Genomic DNA, 26237 nt, shown 5'->3' with positions numbered 1-26237 from the left:
AAGCCCCTCAGGCGCCGGCAAGGCCGGCTCCTGAGGGGCGCGGAGCGCCTCGGGAAGGTCAGACCACCACGCCCTGGCTGCGCAGGTAGTCGTCGTAGGTACCGCTGAAATCCACCACGCCATCGGCGGTCAGCTCGATGATGCGGGTGGCCAGCGACGACACGAACTCACGGTCGTGGCTGACGAACAGCAGGGTGCCAGGGTAGTTTTCCAGCGCCAGGTTCAGCGCCTCGATCGATTCCATGTCCAGGTGGTTGGTCGGTTCGTCCATCACCAGTACGTTGGGTTTTTGCAGGATCAGCTTGCCGAACAGCATGCGGCCCTGCTCACCACCGGAAATCACCTTCACCGACTTGAGGATCTCGTCGTTGGAGAACAGCATGCGCCCCAGGGTGCCGCGGATCACCTGTTCGCCGCTGGTCCACTGGCCCATCCAGTCGAACAGGGTCATGTCGTCCTCGAAGTCGTGGGCGTGGTCCTGGGCGTAGTAGCCCACCTCGGCGCTGTCGGTCCACTTCACCGCGCCCGCGTCCGGCTGCATTTCGCCGACCAGGGTGCGCAGCAGGGTGGTCTTGCCGATACCGTTGGGGCCGATGATCGCCACGCGCTCGCCGGCTTCGATGGTGAAGCTGAAGTCCTTGAACAGTACCTTGTCGTCGAAGGCCTTGGCCATCTTCTCGACGATCACTGCCTGGCGATGCAGCTTCTTCGTTTGCTCGAAGCGGATGAACGGGCTGACGCGGCTCGAAGGCTTGACCTCGGCCAGCTGGATCTTGTCGATCTGCTTGGCGCGCGAGGTGGCCTGCTTGGCCTTCGAGGCGTTGGCCGAGAAGCGGCTGACGAAGGTCTGCAGCTCGGCGATCTGCGCCTTCTTCTTGGCGTTGTCCGACAGCAGTTGCTCGCGTGACTGGGTCGCAGCCGTCATGTACTCGTCGTAGTTGCCCGGGAACAGGCGCAGTTCGCCGTAGTCCAGGTCGGCCATGTGAGTGCAGACGCTGTTGAGGAAGTGACGGTCGTGGGAAATGATGATCATGGTGCTGTTACGCGCCGTGAGAATCGTTTCCAGCCAGCGGATGGTGTTGATGTCCAGGTGGTTGGTCGGTTCGTCCAACAGCAGCACGTCCGGGTCCGAGAACAGCGCCTGGGCCAGCAGTACACGCAGTTTCCAGCCGGGGGCCACCTCGCTCATCGGGCCGAAGTGCTGTTCCAGGGGGATGCCCAGGCCCAGCAGCAGCTCGCCGGCACGGGAGTCGGCGGTGTAGCCGTCCATTTCGGCGAACTCGGTTTCCAGCTCGGCGACGGCCATGCCGTCTTCCTCGGTCATCTCCGCCAGCGAGTAGATGCGGTCGCGCTCGGCCTTGACCTTGTACAGCTGTTCGTGGCCCATGATCACCGTGTCGATCACGGTGAAGTCCTCGTAGGCGAACTGGTCCTGGCGCAGCTTGCCCAGGCGGGTGTTCGGCTCGAGCATCACCTGGCCGCCGGACGGCTCGAGGTCGCCGCCGAGGATCTTCATGAAGGTCGACTTGCCGCAACCGTTGGCGCCGATCAGGCCGTAGCGGTTGCCGTTGTTGAATTTGACCGAGACGTTTTCGAACAGCGGCTTGGAGCCGAACTGCATGGTGATATTGGCGGTGGAGATCAAAGCGCTTACCTATCAGTAACTTACGCGGCTGGATTCTCGGCTGATACCGATTTGATACCAATCTTGAGCTTTTCCAGCTCGCTCCAGTCGGAGCTTGAGTTGAGCCAACGCGCATACGTCGACAGCAGCATTTGCACGCTGTGACCCAGCTGTTGGGCGATAAATGCGGGGTTGAGGCCAGACATTAAGCATATTGTCGCATAGGTATGACGACAGTTGTATGGGGGGCTCCTCCTGATCCCCAGCTCATTCAGCACCGGTACCCACTGCTTGTGCAGGTCCGACGTCTGTTTCACGTATTCGCTCCCTTTCGACGGGGGGAACACGTATGGCGTATTGGCCGCCAATCCCTTCCCTTGCTTTCGCCGCTCGGCGTACTCCCTGGCGTACTGCAGCGCGTGCAAAGCCCTCTCGTTCAGCAGAACGAACCTATCCCTCCCTGTCTTCGTCCTTTCCTCAACCTCGCCCAAGGCGAAGGTCCTTCTGACGTGAACCGTCCTTTTCTCCTCGTCGATCACCTCCCACCGTACCGCCAGGGCCTCGGACAACCTGAGCCCGGTGAAGAACATGAACTCGAACAGCGCGGCGTAGATACGGCTCGGCCAGTGCGGGTGTTCGTACAGCCTGGCAATAATCGCGTTCGCCTCCTCAAGGCTGAATGGGTCGATCTCTTTGCGCGACCGCTTCGGCAGGTCGATCACCTCCGCTGGATTCTTGCTCAGCAGGCCTTCCCGCATCGCGGCGGCAAGGATCGTCGACAACCTGGTGATCGCGTTACGCTTGACGTTCGCGGACGTCCACTCGGTTTCCGTGATGATGCGCCGGATTAAGGTGGTGGTGATCAGGTCGATCCGCACCATGGCCAGCCTTGGCATCCAGTACAGGTTCAGCGCACTCTTGTAGTTGTTGTGCGTGCCCTGGGTGATCTCTCGGCTGTCCAGCCAGAGCTGGGCATACTCGCCGAATGTCGGCTTTCCACCCACTACTGTCTGGGACCCGGGAAAGAGCTCAGCATATTTCTCCAGGTCCAGCAGGCCGAGCTGTTGAGGCTGGCTACCTGATCGCGAAGGCTGGATGCAGCCTTGATCCCTTTTTGTGTCGGGGGATAGGGGAGCGTTTCACATCGACGGACACCATCCCATGTGAAACGTAGGCGGAGGGAGCCGCGGAAGACTTCGACCCCTCGGGGTAAATCCATTGGCTTTCCAGCCATTCGTCGTACCTCTTCTTGCTGTAGATGATCCGGCCGCCGTGCTTCATCCAGACGCCCTCGGGGATCTTGCCTTCCTGGCGCCGGTGTTCAAGCGCGCTTGGTGCAGCCGATGAGCTCGGCCATGAGTGTCTCGGTGACCTTGTCGACGTCACCGTTGCTTTCGGTTTCCATGGGATGGTCTCCACGCCGCCGGCGGGCGCAGTTGTGATTAAATGGGGTCTCATTCAGGAGGATCGATATGGGCAAGACAGCCAAACCGTTCTACTTCGTTGCTGCGCCACTGATTGCGATCGGCGCTGCATTCGCCGCTATCGGAGCATCTGGGCAGGCTGCTTTCGGTTACACCGCTGTTGGCTTGTTGGTGCCAGGCCTTGTACTACTAGCTGCTGGATTTCGCCGGCGAGCTTGAGTAGTTGGGTGAGGGGTTAGGCTTTCGACGCGGCTGACTCTTGCCACGCGACGATGTCGGCGCCGAAGTCTTTGCTGGTGAAGGTTATGTTCCCGAAAGGCCAGCGGTAGGCGAATGGGCCGGCGCGCTCGCAGCTGACCAGGACACTGCCGCAAGATAGGCGGATGTCGATCCGCTCCAGACCAGGATCCTCTTCCGGATCTGGTGGGCACCAATTGCCTGCCAGCTTGCGGACCTTCTGGACCACGGCGTCGATCTCGAATCCGCCCCGCGATTGGCCGACGAGCGTGCACGTCGAGCGGGTGGTGTTTTTTCGTCATGGCTGAACCTCGCGGCGTGCCCAACAGCACACAGGGCCGTCGTCGGTGTCGTGGATGGCCAGGCAGAACCAGCCATCGCCCTCTGGCTTGCTGGGCTCCCAGTAGCCGCAATGCGGCTCATCGGATGCGAAGTACCGATCAGCGATCGCCTCCGGTGCGTCGGTCTCCAGGTGGAACATGACGAGCTGCAGGCCTTGCTGTGCCATCCAGGCCTTGCACTTCTCGCCATCGCCATCGCCCTCGTCGAAGTCGGGCAGGTCGGGATGCTCGAACATCCCGTATTCGTCGCGCACGACCGGCGCCGGCTGGATCAGCTTGATTTCTTCGTGCATGTCGATTCCTTGGCCGCCATATCGCGGCAATTTGTGAAAGTTCGTAACCGTTTCAATTTATTTCTGGAGAAGTGAAGGAACTTCTATACGCTGACCGTTCCGTCAACTTTCCATTCTTATCGAAGGCCCAACCATGCGTAATCGCGGGAAGGTGTACTGGGATTGGGCCGATCCGCAGCTGCATTTCCGCAACTGCGATGAGCGTCTGTCCTGCGGCACCCTGATCAATGTACAAGTGCGCACTTCACCTCTCGGGGCTACCCAGCTCTTCTTTGGTATCTACAAAGAGAAGGGCGAAATGCTGCTTGAAGAGAGCTATGACGACTGCAAGGGGCAGACGATGAGTGCGGCTATGGCATGGGCGCAGGAGCGTGCGAGGGCATGGGTTGCAACCACCTGTCCGGCGATACTCGTTCCAGCAAGACAGTCCTTGCCGAGGAAGGGAGCGCGACTCGCAAAGTAGAGAGGAGAGGGGTTACAGCTGGGTGGAGTACATCCGTACTCCTGTGGTCAGGAGGGCTTCCGTTCTTGTTTGGCCAGGAACAGCGGTCGCACCTCAATGCGCTTGCTGTTACCGATCGCCTTGTAGCGCGGCCCGTCTGGGCATTCATCGGCGGGCTTGCCGCGATAGGGGATGCGGGTGTGGTCGCCGGGGAAGCCCTGGAGCCATTCGCACTCGCGTGGAGTGAGGCGGCGTACCCCCCCCCTGTCTCTCGATGGTGTGCGGCGTCCCACCGGGGTCGGGGGCATGATCTCCAGCTTGCAGTGTGTGGGATACCTCTCCAGTCACGGAGCCATTCCGCACATCGACTCCGTGCACAAGAAATGTCTCACTCTCGATGTCCAGGCGAGTGTCCTTCGCGGTTAGCGTGGCTGCCTGACTGACATCGCCCTGCAGGCCATGGCCACCGTAGGCAGGCACGCCGGCCAGAACATCGACAGCTGGCCCTGGTCTAGACCGAAGACGTATCCGCAGCCGCACTGGAGTGCAGGATCGAACCCTGCTCGAGCACTTGCGACAACGAACACACGACGGCGTCGTTGGGCCAGGCCGAAATATTGGGCATCCAGAACCCGCCATGCGACTGTTCGCGTGGGTCCATGCACACAACCAGCGTCCTTCCATTTGCCCCCTGGCGGTTGGAGTTCTTCGGATGCAGCTGCAAACCGTATCGCGAATGCTGTCGAAGTCGATGACCTCGCGCTTGCAGGTACTCTCCAGTTTTTCGTGCAGATACCCGTCGCTTTGGTGTCGCAGGAAGTTGATGCCGTAGTCAGCGCCCACATGCCATAGCAGCCCGTCGATATCGCCGAACATCGACATGCCGTAGGCGGTGACGCAGATATCGAAGTGGTAGACCCGGGTGCCAGGCTGCTGGCAGCGCCAAACCTCGACACCGTTCTCATTCACCAGCTGGGTGTATTCGTGCTGGGCCAGGTCTTCAGCGACGCGGGCGGCGAGTTCGGAGCGTTCTTGGTCTTTCATGGCTTTCTCCATGCATGCGCCGCCCTCTGAAATTGTTACAGAGATATGGCATTTCGATGGGGGATGAGGTACTACGGCCTGTTGTGATCGAGCCGTAACCGAAATGGGAAGCTGCTCAGGTCGATGCACTGGACCCTGAGCCGGTTCCGGTTGAGTTTCAGTTCCGGTACATGGACCGTGTGACACTGGCCGGCATGTTCGACCGCTGGAACAAAGCGCGCGACACCTGGGCAGAAAAGGCCCAGAAGGATGGCGTGAGCTGGGAGGAGGTCACCGCCGGTGAAATCACCCTGCAGGCCGAGCAGCTGGGCGAGATCATCATCGGCTGGGATCTGGGGGACGAGTTCAGCCAGGTGGCGATCGTTGAGCTTGTGAGCACCTGCACCGGCGCGCCGAAGGCAGTGACCGATGCCTACCAGGCGGCCTACAACCCGGCCCGCTTGGGAAACTGAGGGCGGCGGCGCGGACACTGTACGAGCGCAGCCCGTCCGCCGAGCAGTTGGCGGCCATTGGGCTGACCCTGGCCGACCTCCCTGAGGAAGAGGTGGAGGTTTGGCCGGATGCTTGGCCGGCAATCCGAGTATTCGAGGCACTCGGCACGCAATGGCGTTTGGGGCAGGGCGGGCCTTCTGGCTTGGACTACACCGCCATCCCCGCGGTCGCGTCGATGCTCGGAATCAAGCGCCGAGATCTCACCAACATTTTTCCCCGATCTCCGCATCATGGAGCACGAAGCTCTGGCCGTAATGGTTGAAGCGGCGGAGTAGGGCAACGACTGACGCGACGGAGCCGCAGGAGAAGGGCATGAAACTGAAGTTGTCGCACTGAGCAACGGCCAAAAGGCCGCTGCGGGCTTCGGCCTTGGGACACCTACTACTGTAGGCGCCGATAAAGCAGTTACGAAATCCGCGACTGAACCAGGGAAATGATGTCTTTGTAGGCGGCAGAGTTGCCGTTCTCGATCGTAATCGACTTCAGCTCCTCGAGTTCGTGCTTAAGCGCTGCCTTATCGATGGAGCTCTGCTTGTTGAGCGCGGTAACGACTGCCAGAAGGGCATTGAGCACGGCGAATGGGACGTTGTTCATATTCTGCTCTAGCGCCTGAAGGCGCTGATCTACAGTTTGCATTTGACCTCCTAGGTCGTAGATGCCCGAGTCCATGGGCTTTCCGGCAACGGGCCGGGGCGGTTTCAAATTAACGTCATGTCGACCAGCTCTCCGATACTTGTTAGCCGCGGATCATCACTGTCACGAACTTGATCTGCGAGATCGTTGAGCTCATCGATGTCTTCTTGAGTAACCTTTCGGTCGCGGTTTAGAGGCGCGTACGCATCGCAGACCTTCGAACCCGAAACGTCTGTGCCTTTGAACGCGTCTAGAACCGTGGATCGCGTATTACATACTGGGAGGTCGGTAGCACCCGGCTTGCAAATGGAGCGCTTTATCATCTCTCCACGTTCCTTGTTAGTAAGCATGCCTCACTCCTTATAGCTAGAAGCACAACGCTACTACGGCGTCCAACTGGTTGGTTACTGGTTTTCCGTCCAGGGTGGATGGGTGGACAGGCTGTTCCACAAGCTACAGGTGAGCGATGATAGCATTTTGGATCCGGGGAAACCATCATGGGCATCTGGGACGTTTTCGGTTCTATAGGTAACGCTCTAGATTCGGGTTTGCGCACTGTGCTATCGGCTGGTGACACAGTCGTGGAGCGCGTTGGAGACGCGGCTCAAGCCGTGGAGGATACTGTAAAGGAAAATCCTGTGGCCTCGGCGGTCGTCGCAGCAGCTGCTACAGGTGGAGTAGCCTTTGTTGCCGCCCCGGCCATTGCAGCAGTAGCTGGATCTGCTGGCCTGCTCGGAGCTGCTAGCACAGGCACGGCAATTAGCACCCTCCACGGTGCAGCCCTCACTAATGCATCGCTTGCCGCTTTGGGCGGTGGTGCAGTTGCAGCTGGCGGTGGCGGGATGGCTGCTGGTACTGCGGTCGTGGCGGGTACAGGTGCGGCGTTGGGCGGTGGAGCAGTTGCAGCAATAGGTACCCCTGCAAATAATTCCTGACTAGAGCCCAGCCCGCGCTGTGCTTTTTGCATCTTGCCCCCCTGGGTAGAGGGAGGTCGTGATATCGTTTTGCCTCTATCATTGGAAGCGTTCGATGAAGGTCAAAAATTGGGATGGCTGGGAGCGTGACTGGCTGAACCTAGTGGATCATTATCGCGCAGCTCCAACCGGTCCTGGTGTCTATCTGATCTGCGCTGATCACGCTATCAATCGGGCAGTAGGCGTGGATGAGAATGGCATTCTGACGATCGGGGAGAGTGGAAATCTTCGTGACCGTCTAGGTCGGTTCGTTGGCTGCGTACAAGGCCGCCACGCTAAAGGGCATATGGCAGGTTGGCGGCTTTTTAACTCCGCCCTCAGCAAACCTTTCCCCATTGAGACTTTGTGGGTCAGCTGGTGCGAGATGCCGTCCAAGGAGGACGCATACCGGAAAGAAGGCGAGATGCTAGGGCTGTACCTTAGCCAGCACTACGAATTGCCCCCGTTGAACTACAAGTTCAATTGGTCTGCCCAGGAGCAGTGATTCGTAAGCCCAGCCTTGCGCTGGGCATTGTGCGTCTGGGCTCACCCCTGGCCCCGGGGCTTCCACGCATAGTGCTCCCATAGCGCGCTGGTGTGGAAAGCCCGCATCAGGTGCATGCTCCGTAGTTCTTCGACATGGGCAATGGCCTCGGCCCGCTCCCGGGCGCGGATCGCGTCCACAGCCTCCGCCCAATGCTCCAGCGCCTCGGCAAATCTCCGCTTCTCATCGTCGGGCATCTTCGCACCCTTCATGTGAGTGGCTGGGGTGGGTAAGGGTAGACCAAATGGGAGTAGTGGCGGATGGCGTTTGTCAGTGAACGTCGGCGGTTGCCGCGCTGTGGTAGATTGCTGTCATTAGCCATGGATGGGCCGTGGTCATTGGGCCTGGGGTTCACATGTTTGTCGTAAGGCTGCTCGTGTTGGGGTTTCTAGCTTTTTTTAGCTATTCAATGGGGACGGAGCGTGGAGGGCTGAATGCTTTCGGCACTTTGATGGCCTTTAGGGAACCTCCGATCAAGTCAGCACAGGCCATCTGACCTGTGCTGAAATAGCCCTCCGTCCAACTGCCCTCTACAAGCCCGCTATCCTATGAGTCAGATGAGCTTTTCCGATTGCGAGTACGCCGGTAAGCGCAAGCAAACCCGTCGCGAGCGTTTCCCGGCCGAGATGGAACAGGTGGTGCCGTGGAGCGGTTTGGTGGCATTGATCGAGCCGCATTACCCAAAAGCCGGCGGTGGCCGCAAGCCGTATCCACTGGAAACCATGCTGCGCATTCACCTGCTGCAGAACTGGTTCTCGTTGAGCGATCCAGCCATGGAAGAGGCGCTGTACGAGATTACTTCGATGCGCCAGTTTGCTCGTCTGACGCTCAGCGCTCCGATCCCCGAAGACACGACGATCATGAATTTCCGGCACCTGCTGGAGAAGCATCAGTTGGCGACGGGCATTCTGGAAACCATCAACAATTACCTGCGAGACAAAGGCCTTTCGTTGCGCCAGGGCACAATTGTCGACGCCACCATCATCCACGCGCCCAGCTCGACCAAGAACAAAGAAGGCAAGCGCGATCCGGAAATGCATCAGACAAAGAAAGGCAACCAGTACTTCTTCGGCATGAAGGCGCATATCGGCGCCGATGCTGAGTCGGGTCTGGTGCATCACCTCCACGGCACTGCCGCGAATGTGGCTGATGTGACGGAAGTCGCTCAGTTGTTGCATGGCAATGAAAACGTCGTATGCGCCGATGCGGGTTACACCGGCGTGGAGAAAAGTCCAGAGCATGAAGGGCGGCAAGTGATCTGGCAGATCGCAGCCCGCCACAGTACCTACAAGCACTTGAGCAAACGCAGTGTTCTCTACAAAGCCAAACGTCAGATCGAGAAGGTCAAAGCGCAGACGCGGGCGAAAGTCGAGCATCCCTTTCGCGTGATTAAGCGCCAGTTCGGTTATGTGAAAACCCGCTTCCGTGGGTTGGCCAAGAACACGGCGCAACTGACCACGCTGTTTGCGCTATCGAATCTGTGGATGGTGCGCCGGCATTTATTGGCTGCTGCAGGAGAGGTGCGCCCGTAAGGCCTGATGACCAGGGTTTTGCTCTGGTTTTTCAATAATCAGCGCCTGTAAATCGAGCCTTTCTGAGGCCAAAAGTCGTCCATTGTGGGTTGCTGGGCGACTTGTTCGGAGGTTCCTTAGAGATTATCAAAACGCAGTGTTTGCTCTATTTTTCGAGGCACTGCGTCAGGCGCAGGCTGTGCCAATCACCGTTGCCCGTTTGCCTCAAGCATTTCGGTGCGTCTGAATGAACTTGAGTATCTCAATCGGGCGCGATCTGTGTGCTGATGATGTTGACTTGGAGCAATGGCCGAATATTGGCATATCCCGGAAACTGCTAGCACACCTGCATTTGACGCGGCCGCTTGAGGATAGGGCGTTTAGTCATGGCGGCCTATGCCAATGAGCCAGGCATCCGGTGTGATAACGATAGCTCCAGCACGATGGGGGCGATGCCCACGTGTTCATGCGCTATGGTCCGATATGTCGCTCGAAATCCATGGGCGGTAATTTCGTACTCCGGCCAAATACGCTGAAATGACTTGAGCATCGAAGTCGGATTGATCGGCCGGTTGGGGTAGACCGGAGAGGCGAACACTCAGCCCTCGCCTTGGCTGTCCACCACACTTGTTTTCCGAAGATCGAGCAGTAGGCTTAGCGCTCGCTCAGGCAAGGGACTATATGCTTGGTCTTGCCAACTACATATCGCCAATCGACGCTGACCAGATCGACGTCCTCCCAGCGCATTGCCGCCAATTCGCCAGAACGGACTGGCAGCATGACCAGCAGGCGCATTGCTGTAGAAAAACTCCCGGTGCTGCAGTTATCCAGGCGAAGTAAAAACCTGCCGAGATCACTTGGTTTTTCGATCGCAGGGTTGCTGGTCACCACATGCCTGATTTTGAGCTCTTCGATGTTACTCAGCGCCACATTGCGCTCCACCCAGCCACGCCTTTCGGCGAACCCCAGGGTCGCGCGAATTATAGTGCGAACGCGACGCGCCATGGCCATAGTGCACTTACGCCGCAGCTCGGTAATGATTGTGGTGATGTGGTCCAGCTTGATATCGCTTACTGGCTTCTTACCAATCGCAGGGAGAATGTGATTGGTAATTTTTGGGTTTTTTGGATTTCTCTGGAACTTGCTCAAAGACTGTCCGGATCGCCGAAGAACATTTGGCCATTCATATAAATCAAATGGTTATGAATGGGGAATTGGTTTTGTACCCCCAGATGTACCCCTTTTCTACAGCAGCTACGAGTGGATTACAGTGGACGCACCGGGGGCGGGGCTGGCGCAGAACGTGCAATCCCTCACCCATTTGCGCAACTCATGCTTTGGGCTCGTCCCAGTCGCTACGCGTTGCGGCAGTCAGCGCATCCCAGTCATCAGGAGGGTTGCCGCGGCCCAACATCTTCTCGAATACGGCGTAGGGATCGGATTTGCTGCCTGCAGACCTTAGGGTATTTTCGTCGTTGACCCACGCATAGACGATGACCTTGGATCTTGAGTCGTAGCGGAAGAACAGCCGAAAGCGCCTGCCGATTTTTGCGCGGCGCCAATGTCTGTAGGCAGTGCCCAGCGTATTGCCTTGACGGAACTCATCACGGCCTGGGTCGGCAGGCACAGCCTCCATGATCAGATGGCTCAATGCCCGAAACAGCTTGACGTTGGCGTTGCTTTCAAAACCTTGCGGGTCGTTCTGCTCGGCCCGGGCGGCGGCTTCTTGCAATTTGCGTAGCTGTAAAATCACACCTTCATGGAACAACAGTGTCCAGCCATGTCGCAGCATCAGATCGCGACCTCACCATCGATATCTTCGTCCAGGTTTACGCAGTGGTTTGCGTTGGCGAGCATGGTTTGCGCCAAGTCTTCCGGCAGAGTGGTGAGGTTGCGGCCGCCTCGGATATCAGCCTCCAGCAAACCCAGGAATGCACCGATGGCAGGGTCTTCGTGGGTGGTTTCTACACGGCTGACCACGATTTCACCCCCGCGCACGTCGAATGCAATCTTGCCACCAGTGTCAATGCCCAAAAGCTGGCGAACGGATTTGGGCAGTGTGACCTGTCCCTTCGAGGTCAACGTGGCGATTTCGTGGATGGCAGGCATGGGCGTTCTCCCGGATGTATTGATTGAATCGTAAGGAATAATCCTTACTTGGTCAATCTTGGTATTCTGCTGATCAAGCATAAGCAGGATAAAAGCTCGGAAGCACCGCAGCATGAGTTACACCAACCCTTAGGACACGATAGGAGCTTTTACGGTGCCGCGAGTTTTGAGTCTGACGCGGCTTGATTCACAAATGGTTGGTTATATATCCAGTCTTTACGCAATTTCAGACGATTTGCACCAAAATTGTCCTCAATCTTGTTTACCGCTCCCCATCAATCACGCTAATTTGCGGCAACGCTGGCACAGTGCCGCTATCGCTCGTCCTTCGACTAGTCCTCGCATGCGCACACTGCTGCTCAGCTGGTGCCTACCCTTAAACAGGGCGGGATCATTGATCGTGCGCAGCAACCGCATGAGGATTCTGCGGTTTCGTGTTTGTGGGAAGTGTTATGGATGGCGTGAGCTTCAAGCAGGTAGATCAATATGCCCTGTGTTGTGTCGAGGATTTCTCTGAGGAGCTCAAGCTCGCGCTGAGGGAGAACCTCACGCGAATCTGCCACGGCGCCGACCAGGCCAGCAAGGACAGGGCCATCTACAAATACCCTGCGACGATCAGGCATTTCTGGAACGAGCGCTACTGCAAAAAGCCCTGGGAAACCCGGATCGGCATGCTCGGCGAGCTTCTGTCGCACGTCATCATTCTGAAGCTTTTCCCCGATTTCGACGTCGTCTCGCCGTTCTTCAACATGGAAGAAAAGAGCATTCGCAAGGGCTTCGATCTCCTTCTGTACGAGACCTCAACCAACAACGTCTGGATCACCGAGGTCAAATCGGGGGGGCGAGGAGCGGACAAGACCTCTTGCTCCGCCACCAGCGGGCTGTTGCGCCTGGCTCGGGATGATCTCAAGAAGCGCTTGGCAGAGCCGGAGCTCAATCACTGGCTCAACGCGATCAATGCCGCGAAAAATGCGATCCACAACAAAGCCAACTACCGGGACTCGGTGATTGAGATTTTGGAGATGGAAGGTGATCTAGCCGAAGAAGACGGTGCGACTGCCTCGGACAACAATGTGTTTCTGATCTCTGCCCTGTTCAGCGATGTGTCCCAGGCCATCGCCGAGAAGACCGTATCAAATTTCACCACGAAGCTTGTGGCGGAGGCGGTGTTCAAGACGGTGTGGGTACTGTCCCTGCACAAGGGCACTATGGAAAAGCTGGAAGAGTTCTTGAGGCAGGAGGCGGAGCAGTAGCATGGAAGAGTTGACCATCAGGAAGCTGGGCAACACCAAGTTCAAGGATCTGTATTTTCAACTCCTCAAGGGAGACGAGTTGGGTAACACGCAGACCGTAAAGTTACTGGCCATCGCCGTGCTGCTCCTAAACCACAAAACCCCCGAAATTCGGCGTCTTGGCTACCGAATCATCTTGTTTTACGGGAACGCTACGGGTCAGTACCAGGCACTCTACGATGTGGCGCTCGACAGTGGCCTACACCCTGTCTCAGCGGTGATCAGCAGCTATTTTTCCGAGGACGACCACCGCAGCGAGTCGTTCATCAGAAACATCGTGGGCAGCTACGTCGATACCTTCCGTGATCAGGGCATCGTGCTCACTGAGCAACAGGACGCACTGCGAACATTTGTACAGTCGGAGTACCGTAAGTCGTCAGTCGTGGTTGCACCGACCAGCTACGGCAAATCTGAGCTCATCATCCAATCGGTGAAGGAGAATCCGGGGCAGCGAGTGTTGATTCTCGTCCCCTCGAAGGCCCTGCTGGCACAGACGAAGAAGCGGTTGATCTACGCGGACATCGAGGGCCTGGGCAAGGTGGTCACCCACCCCGAAATGTATTCGGTTGAGCGAAATAACAGGGCATTTGTCCTAACCCAGGAACGGCTCAACAGGCTCTTGAACGAGAACGCCGGGCTGACCTTCGACATGGTCTTCGTCGACGAGGCCCACAATCTCTTGCAGAGTGATCGCAGAAGTGAGTTGCTGGCTGCCATGCTGTGCATTCTGGGGGCGCGTAACCCTGAAACGTCATTCAAGTTCCTGACTCCCTTCCTGTGTGATGAGCTCAATGTCCGTGTGCGCTTCCTGGACATGATCCCGAACGGGTTCAAAATCGACGAGTACATCAAATCTGAGCGCTTCTACATCAAGGACTTCAGGGCGGGGAGGGAGCGGACAAAGCTCAAGCTTTATGACCACTTCCTGAATGACTGGATGGAGTTTGATCGGAGGTATGCCAACTGCTTTGAGCTCATCAAAGGCGAAGCACTGTCCAAAAACATCGTTTATGGCAACAGGAAGAAGAGCATTGAGTCATTCGCGGTCGAACTGGCAGCGGTGTTGCCGCCCGTGGATTGTCCGCTGATCCAGACGGCTTGTGCTGAGCTCGAAGAGCTTTTTGACCGACGCTACAAACTGATCGGATGCTTGCGTAAAGGGGTGATGTACCACCATGGTTCGATCCCTGACACCATCCGCCTGTATCTAGAGAACCTGTTCAGTAGCTCTAAGCAGATGAGGTTTCTGGTCTGCAACTCCACGCTTCTGGAAGGGGTGAACCTGCCGATCGAACGGCTCTTCGTCTTTGATTACTTCAAAGGGAAGAAAACGCTGACGCCATCTCAATTCAAGAATTTGATCGGGCGCGTTAACCGATTCAGTGAGGTCTTCGCGCCTGGCGCTGAGGCTGCGTTGAGAAAGCTGGAGTCCAGCATCTACCTGTTGGGCGTGGATGGCTACACCCGCAACAATGCGGCGCTTGAAACCTTCTACGATAAATCGGTCAACGTCTCCAAAGTAGTGAAGGACACGGTTAGCAACGTACTGCTTGAGGCCACGAAGATCATCGATGGGAAGGTCTCGGTTCTCTACGACGACGCTGTGGCTCGGCTTGAGAATCTACATCCTGGCGTGGTTAAGGACCGGGAGTGCCGGTACGTGACCACTCAGGTGGGCAAGCTCCTCATCGCGAACAGCGTTAGTGAAATTGATGTGTTCGTAGAGGAGGAGGCGATTGAGCGGAAGATCAAGCGAGGCATCGAGGCGAACGGTGTCATCAACACCGTTGACAGATTAATGCTTGCCATCTCCAAATCGTTCATTGACCACTTCGATAAGAGTCGAGAGTACAGCGACCTGGTGCGTCTCAATCAAGAGGCTGCCCGGAATTTCTACGCCATGATTCTGGATTGGAAGTTGAAGAAACTCAGCGTTAAGCAGACGATCCGATTGACGCTCGCGTACTGGAAAAAGCTTGTAGAGAGTAGCCATAGCGATCACGTGTTCGTGGGGAAATGGGGTGATACCAAGTATCGCGACAGCAACTACGAAAATTGGGTAAGGATCTCCCAGAAAGATGACGCTGAGCGGATTAACCTGGCGATCGTTCGTCTCAAGGACGAGGACGATTTCTTCGACAACAAGATCTTCAAGTTCGTCGAGGTGCTGAATGGGGTAGGCGCCCTGGATCCTGGCTTCTACAAGCTCATCAAGTACGGCACTGCAGATGACACCAAGATCAAGCTCATCCGGGATGGCTACAGTCATGGTTTGGCGGATCTGATGCTTGAACGCTACCCCGAAACCGTGCGTGCGACGCTAGGCGGAGACATCGAAGTGAGTCCTCGCCTAGTCAACATGATGATCAACAATGAGGAAAGCGATCTACTGATTTTTGAAGCCAAGATGAACCTCAAACCTGTTTGATTGAGGCTTCTGGAAGCGCTTGGGAGGTTATCAGATTGCCTCCCTGGCGTCGGTCATCAGCCTCCGAAAGCCCAATCTACGTGATTCTTGGGCCTGACCACTCATATCGGCCAATTAATCTTTACAGTCCAGGCTTCCAATCGCTGCGCGTACTAGTCACCATGCGAGTGGGTGGTGATTATCGTGGAGTCGCCCCTCCAGCTGTCGCACCTAGCGTCTCAGCGCTCAGCTGACCGGTCCTTACTCGAGACAGAAAGCATATGCAGTCCGATCTTATTAAAAAAAGAATTATTGGTAACCTGATCGGCGAGGTCGTCGAACTAGATGCTTCTTCTCTGGAAATTGTTGGTCATAGCCTCATTGAGTTGCTCGAGGATAATCGCCTGATCCATCACGGGCTTAATAAGGACTATCGGCCTGTCGGATACACGATCGACACCTTTTCGCAAGATTTCCTGGTCGCCGGCGAATACAGCGCCGAGAAAGATTACTTCCTTGGCAAGGTAAGCAAGGCACCAGACGGGCAAGGTTCCTCACAAGGGCAAGATACGGAGGGCGCGAACGCCGAAGCCCCCGTAGCGACTTACGCCAAGATCGAAAAAGACGTTCAGCATGTCCTTGACCATGCCGCAGGCAAGCTGCCCCAAAAAATTTATCTGATATGTAGCCAGGAGGAGCCAGAATCTTTTCGCGCGAAGTTCAATCGCACGGGGATCGCTAAGGAGCATGGAGAGCGTCTTAACATTCTTGATGCGCGGGAGTTGGCAAGGCTAATCTTCGAGTTCTCTACGCAGAATCAGACCGCTGCCGCTTTCTACACTACATTTTTCCCTGGTTTTTCCCAAGACCTCGACAACTATGCCTACTACGGTAAGGCACCTGCATCATGTGAATATCACGTCTCCGATGCTGCCGTAGTGGTTGCAATACGGGACCATTTCGATCAGGGCAACCGCGTTTGTCTGCTGACCGGAATCAGCGGTTCTGGTAAGACGCAGGCGACTGTTGACTACCTGCAACAGGAAGGTAAGTACTACGAGAACTACATGTGGATCACTGGGGGGACTGGAAGCCAGACACCTCGCTAAGCTCAGTTCAACGCGTTAGAGGTGGCGTTGCTGTCAATGTGGCGGGCATCTTCAACAGCTACAAGACGTTGCTCGTAATCGACAGCCTGGAGCGTGAATTGGTCGAGAACTCACTCGATGACCTCTCAAAGGGGTTCGGGCGAGGCGGTCATGTGATAGTGACCTCACAGCTCAATCCAGCGAGCAAATCAGTGCTTCATATGCCTACAATTTCGACGGAAGCGGCTGCCGCCATTTTGGGCGAGGACAGGAACAAGCTAAACGCAACTGCAGCAAGATTTATCGAGGCTTGTCGATTCTCTCCCCTTATCCTCGCAACTGTACGCAAGCTGGTCGAAGCGGAAGGCGTACCGCGGGAAGAGCTCTATGAAGAAATACTCGCAGAACCGCAGGTCATTTCAGATAGCAATGGCGCGGCAATTATGGGCAGTATCTTGCGGCGATTGGATTCAAGATATCTCCGAGGCCTGCAACAGATTGCAAACTCTGGATCATTTTCGAACGACGCCAGGTTTCTCGGGCATTTCCTGGGACACGCTGTAAAGTCTCACCTTCAGCGTCTGTCGATACTGAAACCGGCAGTCGCGCCAGGGCTTCTGTCTGTGCACGATCTCATCTGCCAGGCCGTTCGCGACAAACCAGATGCCGAACCTATCGCTACCGCCGTCACGAAGTATGTCGAAAAACACTCGGGGGAGATGATCCCCAGTGTAATTCGACAGATTCACTTGTGCGCATCCCAGCTGACGGAGATCTATCAGCGGCGCCAAGCCCAGCAGCCAGACTGGCTGACTTACGCTTTGCTGCAACTGGATAGTGGCCGTAGTCTTGTGCAAGAGCAGGAGCTGCATCGCCGGAGTACTCACGGGGGAGCGCCATTGCAAGAGCTACTTTGTGTCATCGACGCGCAAGAGGCATTTGCCTATTCATTGGATCACGACGATCGGCGTCAGCACTTTAGTGCTTGGGCGGAAGAATATGGCAAGGCTCAGCAAGGGGATCCAGCATCTGAAGTAAACCTCGAGCTTTTGCACCACCAGGGCAAGGCATTGCGCCGTTGCGGCAGATTGCATGAGGCTCTGACCTGCTTTCAAAAGCTTCTGGAGATTCGGCCCGAGTGGCATGCGACTTGTCTGCAGATTGCGCATATGGGAACACAGAAGGATGCCGATGACCCAATCAAAATGGCGGGAGCACATGCGATGCAAACCCTCGTCGACCGAGTTATCGAAGCTCCGTGGGATGTGCCATTGCGGGTCTCGTTGGCGTCCGTCGCGCGACTCCGGTCTTACAGGAAAGTCGCCGACGAGACGGTGAGCAATACTGAGCAAGTGCGGGCTCTCGCAGACGTGATTGCTCTGTCGGCTCTAGAGGGGCTAGACCAATTTTATGAGGCCTACCTGTCCTTCACCTCGATTTTTGCTTATCCGCACCCGGAGATTTGCGTGGCGCTGGCCGAGGGTTTCCCGGAGATTCTCTCCACGCCCCCTGAGTTGGTTGATAAGGGCCAATGGAGTAGCGCGTGCGAGTCGCTTGGTAATACTGCAGCAGCTGCCGACAGTGCAGGCAAGACTAATTTGCGCGACCGAATCACGGCGGCGGGCGTTGTATTTGCCACGGCTCTGGGGAGCAAGCCTGGAATTAGGAGCTTTGACGCACGCGCAGTAGCCAAAATGTTCCTTTTCGCAAGGATGCCGGCGGAGGCGCTGGATGTAATCATGAAGATTCCGACTGAAGCCCTCAACAAGGACCATTGGCTCCTGTACCGCAAGGCTGAGGCAGAATTGGGAGTTCACAAGCTGGAGGATGGACTGAGCACCGCTGAACGTGCTCTTGCGCTTGCTAAAGATGATAAGAAAGGGCTTGAGCGCATCGCTAGTTATCATGAGTTGCTCAGTAAATGTCACGAAGCATTGGGTGCGACAGACTCTGCGATCGCGCAAACGAAGGCAGCGCTGGAGTCGTGCCAGGCGGGGAAGTATAGGGATGCGTTGTCGGGGAGGTTGGAAGAGCTGAAACGGCGAGCAAGCACTCACTGACCGAGGATTTAGAATCGCCTCGGGCGTTCTCAAACGCCTGCATTTGGCCGATCTCTGCCGATGGCCAAGGCAGCAATCGGCCGACTTCAGTCGGTCGAGGACGAAGCCCCTAAAGACTGTCAGGGTCCCCGAAGAACATCTGTATCCGCGACCTCAACCAGCGTTCCGCCGGGTCATTGTCCTGCGCCCCACGCCACGCCATGTGCAATTCGAACGTCCTTACCTCCAGCGGCAGGTCCTCGGCGCGCAAGCCGCCCGCGGCGGTCAGCGCATCGGCGGTGTAGTCCGGCACCGTGGCGACGATATCGGTCCCCGCCAGCAAGCTCCCCAGCCCGTTGAACTGCGGCACCGCCAGCACCACATGGCGCTTGCGGCCGATTTCGTCGAGGGCTTCGTCGATGAACCCGGACAGGTCGCCAGCGAACGACACCAACGCATGCGGTCGGGCGCAGAAATCGTCCAGGCCGATGCTGCCCGGCATGCTGTCGGCGCGCAGCAGCTTGGGCTTGCTGCGCCGCAATACCTTGCGCTTGGCGTTGGCCGGCAGTTCGCTGGTGTAGCTCACGCCCACCGAGATCTCGCCCGAGGCGAGCAGGGTCGGCATCAACAAGTAGTTGACCCGGCGCACCACCAGGACAATACCGGGCGCCTCGGCACGCACGCGCTTGAGCAACTGCGGCAACAGGGCGAACTCGGCATCGTCGGACAAACCGATGCGGAACACCGCGTTGCTGGTGGCCGGGTCGAACTCGGCGGCGCGGCTGACCGCGGTGGAGATCGAGTCCAGCGCCGGCGACAGCAGGGCGAAGATTTCGTGGGCCCGGGCCGAGGGCTCCATGCTGCGGCCGGTGCGCACGAACAGAGGATCGTCGAACAGGTTGCGCAGGCGCGACAGCGCGGCGCTGATCGCCGGCTGGCCGAGGAACAGCTTCTCGGCGGCGCGGGTCACGCTGCGTTCGTGCATCAGCGTCTCGAACACGATGAGCAGGTTGAGGTCTACGCGACGCAAGTCGTTACGATTCATTCGATGCGGCTCGCCAGAAGTGGGGCAGGGGTGAATCTTAAGGCCAAAGGCTGTTACCCTGCACCGATTTCCGGGGGCCAATGCACATAAAAGTCAGGGGCCCAATCAATGACAGGCATGTCGACTATTAACAGCCACTGATGGTCGATCCGCCAAAGCCCGGATAAAGTCCGTGGTAATACGAGATTCACACAGGCGAGGTATGCGATGTCCCGCATGATCCGTTTCCACAAGTTCGGCCAGGCCGATGTGCTCCGTTGCGAGGAGCAGGCCGCGCCGTCCCCGGCGGCCGGCGAGGTGCAGGTGCGCGTCGAGGCGATCGGCGTCAGCTGGTATGACGTGCTCTGGCGGCAGAACCTGGCCCCCTCCCAGGCGCGCCTGCCGGCGGGCATCGGCCACGAGATGGCCGGTGTGGTCACGGCGGTCGGCGATGGCGTGGACGACATTGCCCTGGGCGACCGGGTCGCCAGCTTCCCGGCCACCAGCCCCAACGATCACCCGGTATACGGCGATGTCATCGTCCTGCCGCGCAGCGCCATCACCCGTTACCCCGACGTGTTGACCCCGATCGAGGCCAGCGTGCATTACACGCCGCTGCTGATCGCCTATTTCGCCTATGTCGACCTGGCGCGGGCCAAGGCCGGGCAGACCGCGCTGATCACCGACGCCAGCCATTGCGCGGGCCCGGCCTTCGTACAACTGGGCAAGGCCCTGGGGCTCCAGGTGTTCGCCGTGACCAAGGAGCCGGAGCAACGCGAGTACCTGCTGGGCCTGGGCGCCGACAAGGTGATCGTCAGCGAGGAGCAGGACCTGCTGATGCAGGTGGGCAAGTACACCGATGGCCGTGGCGTGGACATGGTACTCGATGGCATGGGCGGGCCGCAGATGTCGCTGCTCGGCGATGCCCTGGCGCCCCGCGGCAGCCTGGTGCTGTATGGGCTGCAGGGCGGCAACCAGACGCCGTTTCCGGCCTGCGCGGCGTTCCAGAAGAACATTCAGTTCCATGTGCACTGCATCGGCAACTTCACCGGCAAGCCGGAGCTGGGTATCGCCCAGGACCAGGTGGCGCTGCAACGGGCGCTGCGCGATATCAACCAGTTCACCGCCGATCAGCTGCTGACGCCGCAGATCATCAAGGTCTACCCGTTCGACCAGGTGGTCGAGGCGCATCGCTACATGGATGAGTGCCCCTGTGGCGGGCGCGTGGTGCTGGACATGGGCGTGCAATGATGCGCGCGCTGGCCTGATAGCGAAGCCCGGGTATCGACCCGGGCTTTTTCATGGGCGCAGGACTAGAGCGGGGGAGGCGGCTGCAAGTCCTGACACGGCATTCCGATAATTGTCTTACAGGGTTATAGGAAGCGTCCTTCAACTGTGGTGCTGTATTCACTGCCAGAATCCGGGCTTCACCTAGAAGCCGTCAGGAAGATGGAGCGAACGCATGAGCACAACCCACGATCAGGCCATGCACTATATCTACCAGCAGGTACTGCAGCGCCTGCTCGATCACATGAACCAGGCGCAGCGCGCCTCGGTGCAGTTGCTGGTACAGCGGATGCTGGTGATGGGTGGCGGCGCGGACAACATCGGCGCTTTCCGGGTGCTGGTGCTACAGGGGTTGGACTCGCGCAGCACGCACCTGCTGGCCTGCCTGCGGGCCGCCCAGTTGATCATTGCCCTGCGCCATGCCGGCACGTTCCGCTTGCAGGTGCTGGTGGCCAGGTTGCCCGGCCTGGACGGCGAGGCATTGGCCCTTCACGAGCGTTGCTTCAGTGCACTGTTCCTCCAGGACGACCCTCGGGTCGAGCTGCTGCGCGCCGACGGCGGCCAGCTGGGTCCGTTCGGCGCCCGGTCGGCTTGTTCGCCCAGCCAGGCAAGCGAAGCGGGCCAGGCCTGGCTGCTGTTCGGCCACCTCACCGGTGCTGCGCCCGATGCTCTGCTTGGCGCCAGGGGCTACGTGGAACTGGCGGCCAGCCTGGCACAGGCGCTTGGCGACGAAGACGGCGCCAACTTGCTGGTCAGCGCCATCGCGCCGTCGCGCCTGCATCACCTGATGGCCTGGGGGCGGCGCTGCCTGCGCCATACCGGACATGTGGCGCAAAGCGCGGGCACTGACAGTGTCGTCAGTTGGGCCGAGGGCATGAAGCAACTGGGCGATGCCTTGTCCGATCCGCTGCGACCCCCTTCATCTCAACCCACTGCAGAGGGGGGGCGGGTGGTGCGGGTGGTTTCGGTCGAGGCGTTATTGCCGCACCCGGAGCAAGCCGCGCCGCTCGAGCGCATGCTTGGCCGGCAATTGACCGACACCTGCCAGCCCCAGGGGCCGGCGGGGCTGTTCGATCCGCTGCCGTTGGCGCACCTGCATGGCCTGAGGGCCCAAGCTGTCGAACAACGCAGCTATCGCGAGGGAGCCCAGGCGTACTTCACTGGCCTGGGCGAGGCCCCGGTGGCCTGGCCGCAGGGTACGGTGTTGCGCACCGAGGCCCAGGAGCGCCTGGGTGACGCCTATGGAGTGGGCGAGAAACAGCTGCAGTGCTTGTTGTTCAAGCCCTTCGATGCGCATGGGCGCAACCTTGAGGCCTTCGTGTTGAGCTGCCATCCCACTATGCGGGTCGCCTTGCCCTATCTGCACAGGGCACTACAGGGCAGATCATGTCCTGGCCCGGTCAGCCAGTGGCTGACCGAGACCAGCGGGTTGACGCTTGTGCAGCTGCGGGCGGTCTATGCAAGTACTTTGCGGCCTGAGGTATGGCGTTTGTATCGGCTGTTGGCGCAACGCGACCTGTGGCTGCGGCGGGTACCCGAATTGGCCTGCTGCCAGGGGCCGGTGTCTCTATGCTGACGTGTTACGCCGTCATGCTGTTTCGTCGTCCCAAGCACATGCTGGGTTATCGGCTCGGTGTTCGGATTTTTGATTGGAGCCGTTTATTCCTGGCGAGTCGCCAACGCCATTTGAGGGGCTGAAAAGCGGCTTCACATCGATCCGGAGCTACTGTCAGGCCATGGTTGCCAGCCTTGGCACAGGGCGCCAGCGAACAACACCAACCAGGGCTACTTCCCCCATCAACCAAACCCGCCTCGTCCCCCCGGCTTTGGGTCACACCCCCCAGCATTCTCGAGCAGCCCCGATCCAAGCCCTTGATTAAAAAGCCTTTATTTCATGGCATAACGCTTGCTTCCACCCCTTCAGAGCCCCCTTGAACCCGTGGAGGTGCAGCATGCTCATCCCCCTCGAACTCCCGCGCCCCCGCGTGTCAGCATGAACCGCAAGCTACGCCCGGTATACCTGGGCCTGCTGCTGGGCGGCGCGCTGATCGGCCTGGGGATCGCCTACGAAAAGCTCTGGTGCGACCCCCGCGAGCTGTTGCAGGAAGCCGCCGATCCCCAGGCCCTGCATCGGCTCAGCCGCGACGGGGTGACCGTCGAGTTCGAGGCGCGGCCCCTGAGCGGCAGCGAACTGCGCGAGGGCGACTTCGCCAGCATTCGCTTCAAGGTCAGCGACCAGGCCAGCGGCCAGCCGCTGTCGGGCATGGCCCCCGGTGCCTGGCTGGATCCGGCGCAAGCGGCGCCGCTCGGTGATCGCGACAGCAGCTGCAAGGCACGGGTGGCGCTGTTCCTCAAAAGCAGCATCGGCGCCCGCCCCTTGCTCGACCTCAACAGCTACTTCCTGTTGGTGCTGAACAAGGACGCCAGCCTCACGGTGATCGACCCCACGGTTTCGGTGGGCGGGGTCACCAGCACCCTGGCGCGCATCGATCTGCCCGGCCGGCCCATGGACTGGGTGGCCACCGGCGACGACAAGCTGGTGTTCGTGTCCATGCCCGAACGCAACCAGGTGGCGCTGGTCGACACCGAGACCTTCACCCGCGTGGCCACCCTGGAGGCCGGCGAACAGCCGCTGCGGGTGGCCCTGCAACCTGACCAGCGGCTGCTGTGGGTGGGCAACAACAGCAGCGACCCGGCCAAGGGCGGGGTGACGGTGATCGATGTGCCCAGCCGCACCACGCTCAAATCGTTCGCCACTGGCTCCGGTCACCACGAGATCGCCTTCAGCGCCGACTCGCGGTATGCCTTCGTCAGCAACCGCGACGCCGGCACCTTGAGCGTGATCGACACCGCCCAGATGCGCCTGGTGAAAACCCTTGAGGTCGGTCGCCAGCCGTTGGCGGTGGCCTATTCGCCGTTGTCCCAGGCGGTGTATGTGGTCGATGGCGAGGAGGGCGTGGTGTGGGTGATCGACGCCCGCAGCCACCAGTTGCGCCACAAGGTCAAGGCCGAGCAGGGCCTGGGGCCGATGCGCTTCAGCCGCGACGGGCGCTATGGCGTGGTGCTCAACACCCTGGAGAACCAGGCCCTGGTGATCGATGCCAGCAACGACCAGTTGCTCCACCGCATCCCGGTGGCTGCCGAGCCCTACCAGCTGACCTTCACCAAGGGCTATGCCTACGTGCGCGGCCTGGCCTCGGCGAAAGTCAGCATGATCAACCTGGCCAGCCTTGGCCAGGGCCGTGAGCCGATCGTCCAGGGCTTCGAGGCCGGGCCCGCGGCGCCGCGCCAGGCCGGCGACCTGCCACTGGCCCAGGGCGTGAGCGTGTCGCGCGACGACAACGCGGTGTTCGTGGTCAACCCGGTGGACAACACCACCTACTTCTACGCCGAAGGCATGAACGCGCCGATGTCCGGCTACAACAACCGCGGCCAGCAGGCCCGCGCGGCCATGGTCATCGACCGCAGCCTGCGCGAGGTGGCGCCGGGGGTGTATGGCTCGACGGTGAAACTGCCGGCCGCCGGCACCTTCGATGTGGCGTTCTTGCTCAACCAGCCGCAGATCATCCATTGCTTCAGCACCGAAGTGGCGGCGCTGCCGCAGTCCAGCCTGCACAAGCGCGTGCATGCCGAGTTCATCGGTGCCGACCAGCTGGCGCGCCAGCACAGCCCGTACCTGGCCCGGGTGCGCATCCTCGGCGAGGACGGCCAACCGCGCACCGGCTTGAGCGACCTGACCCTGCGCTACTTCCTCGCGCCCTCGTCGCTGCCGCGCAACGTGCAGCTGGTGGACATGGGCGAGGGGGTCTACCAGGCCGCGCTGGAACTGGCCGAGGCCGGCGCCTGGTACCTGCACGTGCAGTCGCCCAGCCTTGGCCGCACCTTCGCCGAAGAGAACTACACCAGCCTGCGCGTGCTGCCGGCCACGGCGGCGCCTACTGTTTCCCAAGAGGAACCCAGGAGCCTGCGATGAACCGACCCACCGCCACCACCCTGCTGGGCTTGAGCCTGTTGCTGGCCAGCCCGTTGGCCCTGGCCCATGCCGGCCATGAGCACGGCGCCAAGCCCGCCGAGCCGCCCGCCGCGCGCCAGGAAAAGGCCAGCGTGCGCTTCGCCGATGTGCCGCTGCTTGACCAGGACGGCATGCCGGTGCGCCTGGAACAGGACCTGGTCGGCGACCACCTGGTGGTCATGGGCTTCATCTACACCAGCTGCACCACGGTGTGCCCGGTGGTGTCGTCGATCATGAGCAAGGTCCAGCAGCAGCTCGGCGGTCGGGTGGGGGAGGAGATCCGCCTGGTGTCGATCAGCATCGACCCGCAGCGCGACGATGCCAAGCGCCTGGCCGGGTATGCCCGGGCCTTCCAGCACGGGCCGGGCTGGAGCTGGTTGACCGGCTCGCCCTACGCCATCAGCGAAACCCTCAAGGGGCTGGGCAGTTTCAGCGCCAACCTCAGCGAGCACCCGCCGCTGATCCTGGTCGGTGACGGGCGCAGTGGCCATTGGACACGTTTTTACGGTTTCACCGACCCCAACGTGCTGGTCGCCGAGATCAACCGCCTCGGCGCCCGCCGGGTGCATGCCAAGAGCACGGCCATTGCCGGCCAGGAGGCTCAACCATGAGTAGCCACACTTCACGCATGCGCAGCCTCGACTGGCTGGTGCTGGCGGCCTGCCTGTGGATCTTCACCTCGATGGCGTTGGCCCACGAGGGCCACGCCCCGACCGCGCAACCTGCGCCGCAGCCGATGGTCAGCGGCGGCGGTACCCGCGATGCACAGGCCTGGTTCACCGATACCGTGCTCAAAGACCAGAACGGCCGCGCGCTGCGCTTTTACAGCGATGTGCTCAAGGACAAGGTGGTGATGCTCAATGTGATCTTCACCCACTGCAACGATGCCTGCCCGCTGATCACCCGCAAGCTGCGCGAGGTGCGCGAGGCCATGGGGCCGGCGTTGGCGGCGCAGGTGACCTTTGTCTCGGTGAGCAGCGACCCGCTCAACGACAGCCCCGAGGTGCTCAAGGCCTTTGCCGGCCAGCAGGGGGTGGATGGACCGAACTGGCTGTTCCTCACCGGCGACAAGGCCAGCGTCGAGCTGGTGCTCGGGCGGTTGGGGCACTTCCTGCCCAGCCCTGAACAGCACTCGACCCAGCTGATCGCCGGTGACGTGGCAGGCAAGCGCTGGAGCAAGATCCGCCCAGACGCGCCGCCTGCGGCCATTGCCCAGCGCTTGCAACTGCTGGCCCAGCCCCTGGCCGGGCGATAGCAGCCATGGGCCGGTCGCTGTGGCAACACATTGTCGAGCGCTGGCGCGGGGCCTGTAGGAGCGGCCTTGCGTCGCGAAAGGGCTGCGAAGCAGCCCTGGCGATTCAGGTGCCTGCGCTGACATCCTGGAGACGCTGCGTGCCCCTTTCGCGACGCAAGGCCGCTCCCCCAAGGTTGCGCTTGGGGC

22 protein-coding genes and 5 pseudogenes are annotated in these 26237 nt (G+C 59.6%); 15 read left to right on the top strand and 12 right to left on the bottom strand.

Translation table 11 applies throughout. The annotated features are described in order from the left end of the window. Positions 1-58: 58 nt before the first annotated feature. The 3 genes and pseudogenes from NJG22_RS17135 to NJG22_RS17125 form a co-directional block, all read right to left on the bottom strand. On the bottom strand, positions 59-1645 hold the full coding sequence (locus NJG22_RS17135; RefSeq protein ID WP_134689693.1) for an ABC-F family ATPase: 1587 nt from the start codon (positions 1643-1645) through the stop codon (positions 59-61). Between the two features lie 20 nt (positions 1646-1665). Continuing rightward, a pseudogene (locus NJG22_RS17130) lies at positions 1666-2858 on the bottom strand (tyrosine-type recombinase/integrase). A gap of 725 nt (positions 2859-3583) precedes the next feature. Further along, positions 3584-3919, bottom strand: coding sequence for a hypothetical protein (locus NJG22_RS17125; protein WP_253096191.1), 336 nt, complete (start codon positions 3917-3919; stop codon positions 3584-3586). A 133-nt stretch (positions 3920-4052) separates the two neighbouring features. Here NJG22_RS17125 and NJG22_RS17120 point away from each other — a divergent pair, with 133 nt between their 5' ends. Further along, a complete protein-coding gene (locus NJG22_RS17120; protein WP_253096190.1) occupies positions 4053-4382 on the top strand; it encodes a hypothetical protein in 330 nt (109 codons plus the stop codon). Positions 4383-4429: 47 nt separating this feature from the next. On the opposite strand, the pseudogene NJG22_RS17115 reads toward NJG22_RS17120, so the two are convergent. Beyond that, positions 4430-4618: pseudogene (locus NJG22_RS17115) on the bottom strand (hypothetical protein); the annotation flags it as partial. Between the two features lie 312 nt (positions 4619-4930). Continuing rightward, positions 4931-5068: pseudogene (locus NJG22_RS17110) on the bottom strand (DNA cytosine methyltransferase); the annotation flags it as partial. A gap of 465 nt (positions 5069-5533) precedes the next feature. Between NJG22_RS17110 and NJG22_RS17105 the strand changes: the two are divergent. Together NJG22_RS17105 and NJG22_RS17100 are read left to right on the top strand one after the other, a co-directional pair. Beyond that, the gene (locus tag NJG22_RS17105; protein ID WP_290445141.1) at positions 5534-5857 is read left to right on the top strand and encodes a phage tail assembly chaperone; all 324 of its coding nucleotides are present in this window, start codon (positions 5534-5536) and stop codon (positions 5855-5857) included. A gap of 62 nt (positions 5858-5919) precedes the next feature. Next, positions 5920-6172, top strand: a pseudogene (locus NJG22_RS17100) (DUF1799 domain-containing protein). Between the two features lie 130 nt (positions 6173-6302). On the opposite strand, the gene NJG22_RS17095 reads toward NJG22_RS17100, so the two are convergent. Then, positions 6303-6533, bottom strand: a complete 231-nt coding sequence (locus NJG22_RS17095; RefSeq protein WP_253096186.1) for a hypothetical protein — start codon at positions 6531-6533, stop codon at positions 6303-6305. A gap of 62 nt (positions 6534-6595) precedes the next feature. After that, positions 6596-6880, bottom strand: a complete 285-nt coding sequence (locus tag NJG22_RS17090) for a hypothetical protein (RefSeq protein WP_253096184.1) — start codon at positions 6878-6880, stop codon at positions 6596-6598. A 439-nt stretch (positions 6881-7319) separates the two neighbouring features. Between NJG22_RS17090 and NJG22_RS24595 the strand changes: the two genes are divergently transcribed. Both NJG22_RS24595 and NJG22_RS17085 read left to right on the top strand, forming a co-directional pair. Then, the gene (locus tag NJG22_RS24595; protein ID WP_290445137.1) at positions 7320-7442 is read left to right on the top strand and encodes a hypothetical protein; all 123 of its coding nucleotides are present in this window, start codon (positions 7320-7322) and stop codon (positions 7440-7442) included. A gap of 117 nt (positions 7443-7559) precedes the next feature. Next, entirely contained in the window at positions 7560-7988 is a 429-nt protein-coding gene (locus tag NJG22_RS17085) for a hypothetical protein (protein ID WP_253096182.1), read from the top strand. A 41-nt stretch (positions 7989-8029) separates the two neighbouring features. On the opposite strand, the gene NJG22_RS17080 is transcribed toward NJG22_RS17085, so the two are convergent. Continuing rightward, positions 8030-8224: a hypothetical protein gene (locus NJG22_RS17080; protein WP_253096179.1), complete on the bottom strand. Its 195-nt coding sequence runs from the start codon at positions 8222-8224 to the stop codon at positions 8030-8032. Between the two features lie 351 nt (positions 8225-8575). Between NJG22_RS17080 and NJG22_RS17075 the strand changes: the two genes are divergently transcribed. Then, entirely contained in the window at positions 8576-9559 is a 984-nt protein-coding gene (locus NJG22_RS17075) for an IS5 family transposase (RefSeq protein WP_253096177.1), read from the top strand. Positions 9560-9938: 379 nt separating this feature from the next. Here NJG22_RS17075 and NJG22_RS17070 read toward each other — a convergent pair. The 3 genes and pseudogenes from NJG22_RS17070 to NJG22_RS17060 form a co-directional block, all read right to left on the bottom strand. Further along, positions 9939-10645, bottom strand: a pseudogene (locus tag NJG22_RS17070) (tyrosine-type recombinase/integrase); the annotation flags it as partial. A gap of 223 nt (positions 10646-10868) precedes the next feature. After that, positions 10869-11330: a type II toxin-antitoxin system YhaV family toxin gene (locus NJG22_RS17065; RefSeq protein ID WP_253096175.1), complete on the bottom strand. Its 462-nt coding sequence runs from the start codon at positions 11328-11330 to the stop codon at positions 10869-10871. Further along, positions 11330-11647: a type II toxin-antitoxin system PrlF family antitoxin gene (locus NJG22_RS17060; protein WP_253096173.1), complete on the bottom strand. Its 318-nt coding sequence runs from the start codon at positions 11645-11647 to the stop codon at positions 11330-11332. Before NJG22_RS17060 ends, NJG22_RS17065 begins: the two co-directional genes overlap by 1 nt. Before the next feature lie 452 nt (positions 11648-12099). Between NJG22_RS17060 and NJG22_RS17055 the strand changes: the two genes are divergently transcribed. From NJG22_RS17055 to NJG22_RS17040, 4 genes are all read left to right on the top strand, one after another. Further along, a complete protein-coding gene (locus NJG22_RS17055; protein WP_112253705.1) occupies positions 12100-12900 on the top strand; it encodes a hypothetical protein in 801 nt (266 codons plus the stop codon). A gap of 1 nt (position 12901) precedes the next feature. Beyond that, on the top strand, positions 12902-15367 hold the full coding sequence (locus NJG22_RS17050) for a DEAD/DEAH box helicase (RefSeq protein WP_253096171.1): 2466 nt from the start codon (positions 12902-12904) through the stop codon (positions 15365-15367). A 260-nt stretch (positions 15368-15627) separates the two neighbouring features. Next, positions 15628-16455: a hypothetical protein gene (locus tag NJG22_RS17045; RefSeq protein ID WP_253096169.1), complete on the top strand. Its 828-nt coding sequence runs from the start codon at positions 15628-15630 to the stop codon at positions 16453-16455. Positions 16456-16493: 38 nt separating this feature from the next. Then, positions 16494-18494 carry a tetratricopeptide repeat protein gene (locus NJG22_RS17040; protein ID WP_253096167.1) on the top strand — a complete coding sequence of 667 codons (2001 nt, stop codon included), beginning with the start codon at positions 16494-16496 and terminating at the stop codon, positions 18492-18494. Between the two features lie 109 nt (positions 18495-18603). Here NJG22_RS17040 and NJG22_RS17035 read toward each other — a convergent pair whose 3' ends face one another. Next, positions 18604-19518, bottom strand: a complete 915-nt coding sequence (locus tag NJG22_RS17035; protein WP_253096165.1) for a LysR family transcriptional regulator — start codon at positions 19516-19518, stop codon at positions 18604-18606. Positions 19519-19725: 207 nt separating this feature from the next. On the opposite strand from NJG22_RS17035, the gene NJG22_RS17030 reads away from it, so the two are divergent. From NJG22_RS17030 to NJG22_RS17010, 5 genes are all read left to right on the top strand, one after another. Further along, a complete protein-coding gene (locus tag NJG22_RS17030) occupies positions 19726-20748 on the top strand; it encodes a zinc-dependent alcohol dehydrogenase family protein (protein WP_253096162.1) in 1023 nt (340 codons plus the stop codon). A 211-nt stretch (positions 20749-20959) separates the two neighbouring features. Further along, positions 20960-22360 (top strand): hypothetical protein, encoded by a 1401-nt coding sequence (locus NJG22_RS17025; RefSeq protein ID WP_253096160.1) that lies wholly within the window; start codon positions 20960-20962, stop codon positions 22358-22360. A 417-nt stretch (positions 22361-22777) separates the two neighbouring features. After that, complete coding sequence (locus NJG22_RS17020) at positions 22778-24757, top strand: YncE family protein (RefSeq protein WP_253096158.1); 1980 nt, start codon at positions 22778-22780, stop codon at positions 24755-24757. Next, a complete protein-coding gene (locus NJG22_RS17015; RefSeq protein WP_253096156.1) occupies positions 24754-25407 on the top strand; it encodes an SCO family protein in 654 nt (217 codons plus the stop codon). The genes NJG22_RS17020 and NJG22_RS17015 overlap by 4 nt, the downstream gene beginning before the upstream one ends. Beyond that, positions 25404-26051 (top strand): SCO family protein, encoded by a 648-nt coding sequence (locus tag NJG22_RS17010; RefSeq protein WP_253096153.1) that lies wholly within the window; start codon positions 25404-25406, stop codon positions 26049-26051. Before NJG22_RS17015 ends, NJG22_RS17010 begins: the two co-directional genes overlap by 4 nt. The last annotated feature ends 186 nt before the right edge of the window (positions 26052-26237 follow it).

Source organism: Pseudomonas sp. VA159-2 (assembly GCF_024126635.1).
Taxonomy (GTDB): domain Bacteria; phylum Pseudomonadota; class Gammaproteobacteria; order Pseudomonadales; family Pseudomonadaceae; genus Aquipseudomonas; species Aquipseudomonas muyukensis.
This window is presented reverse-complemented; position numbering and strand designations above follow the sequence as displayed.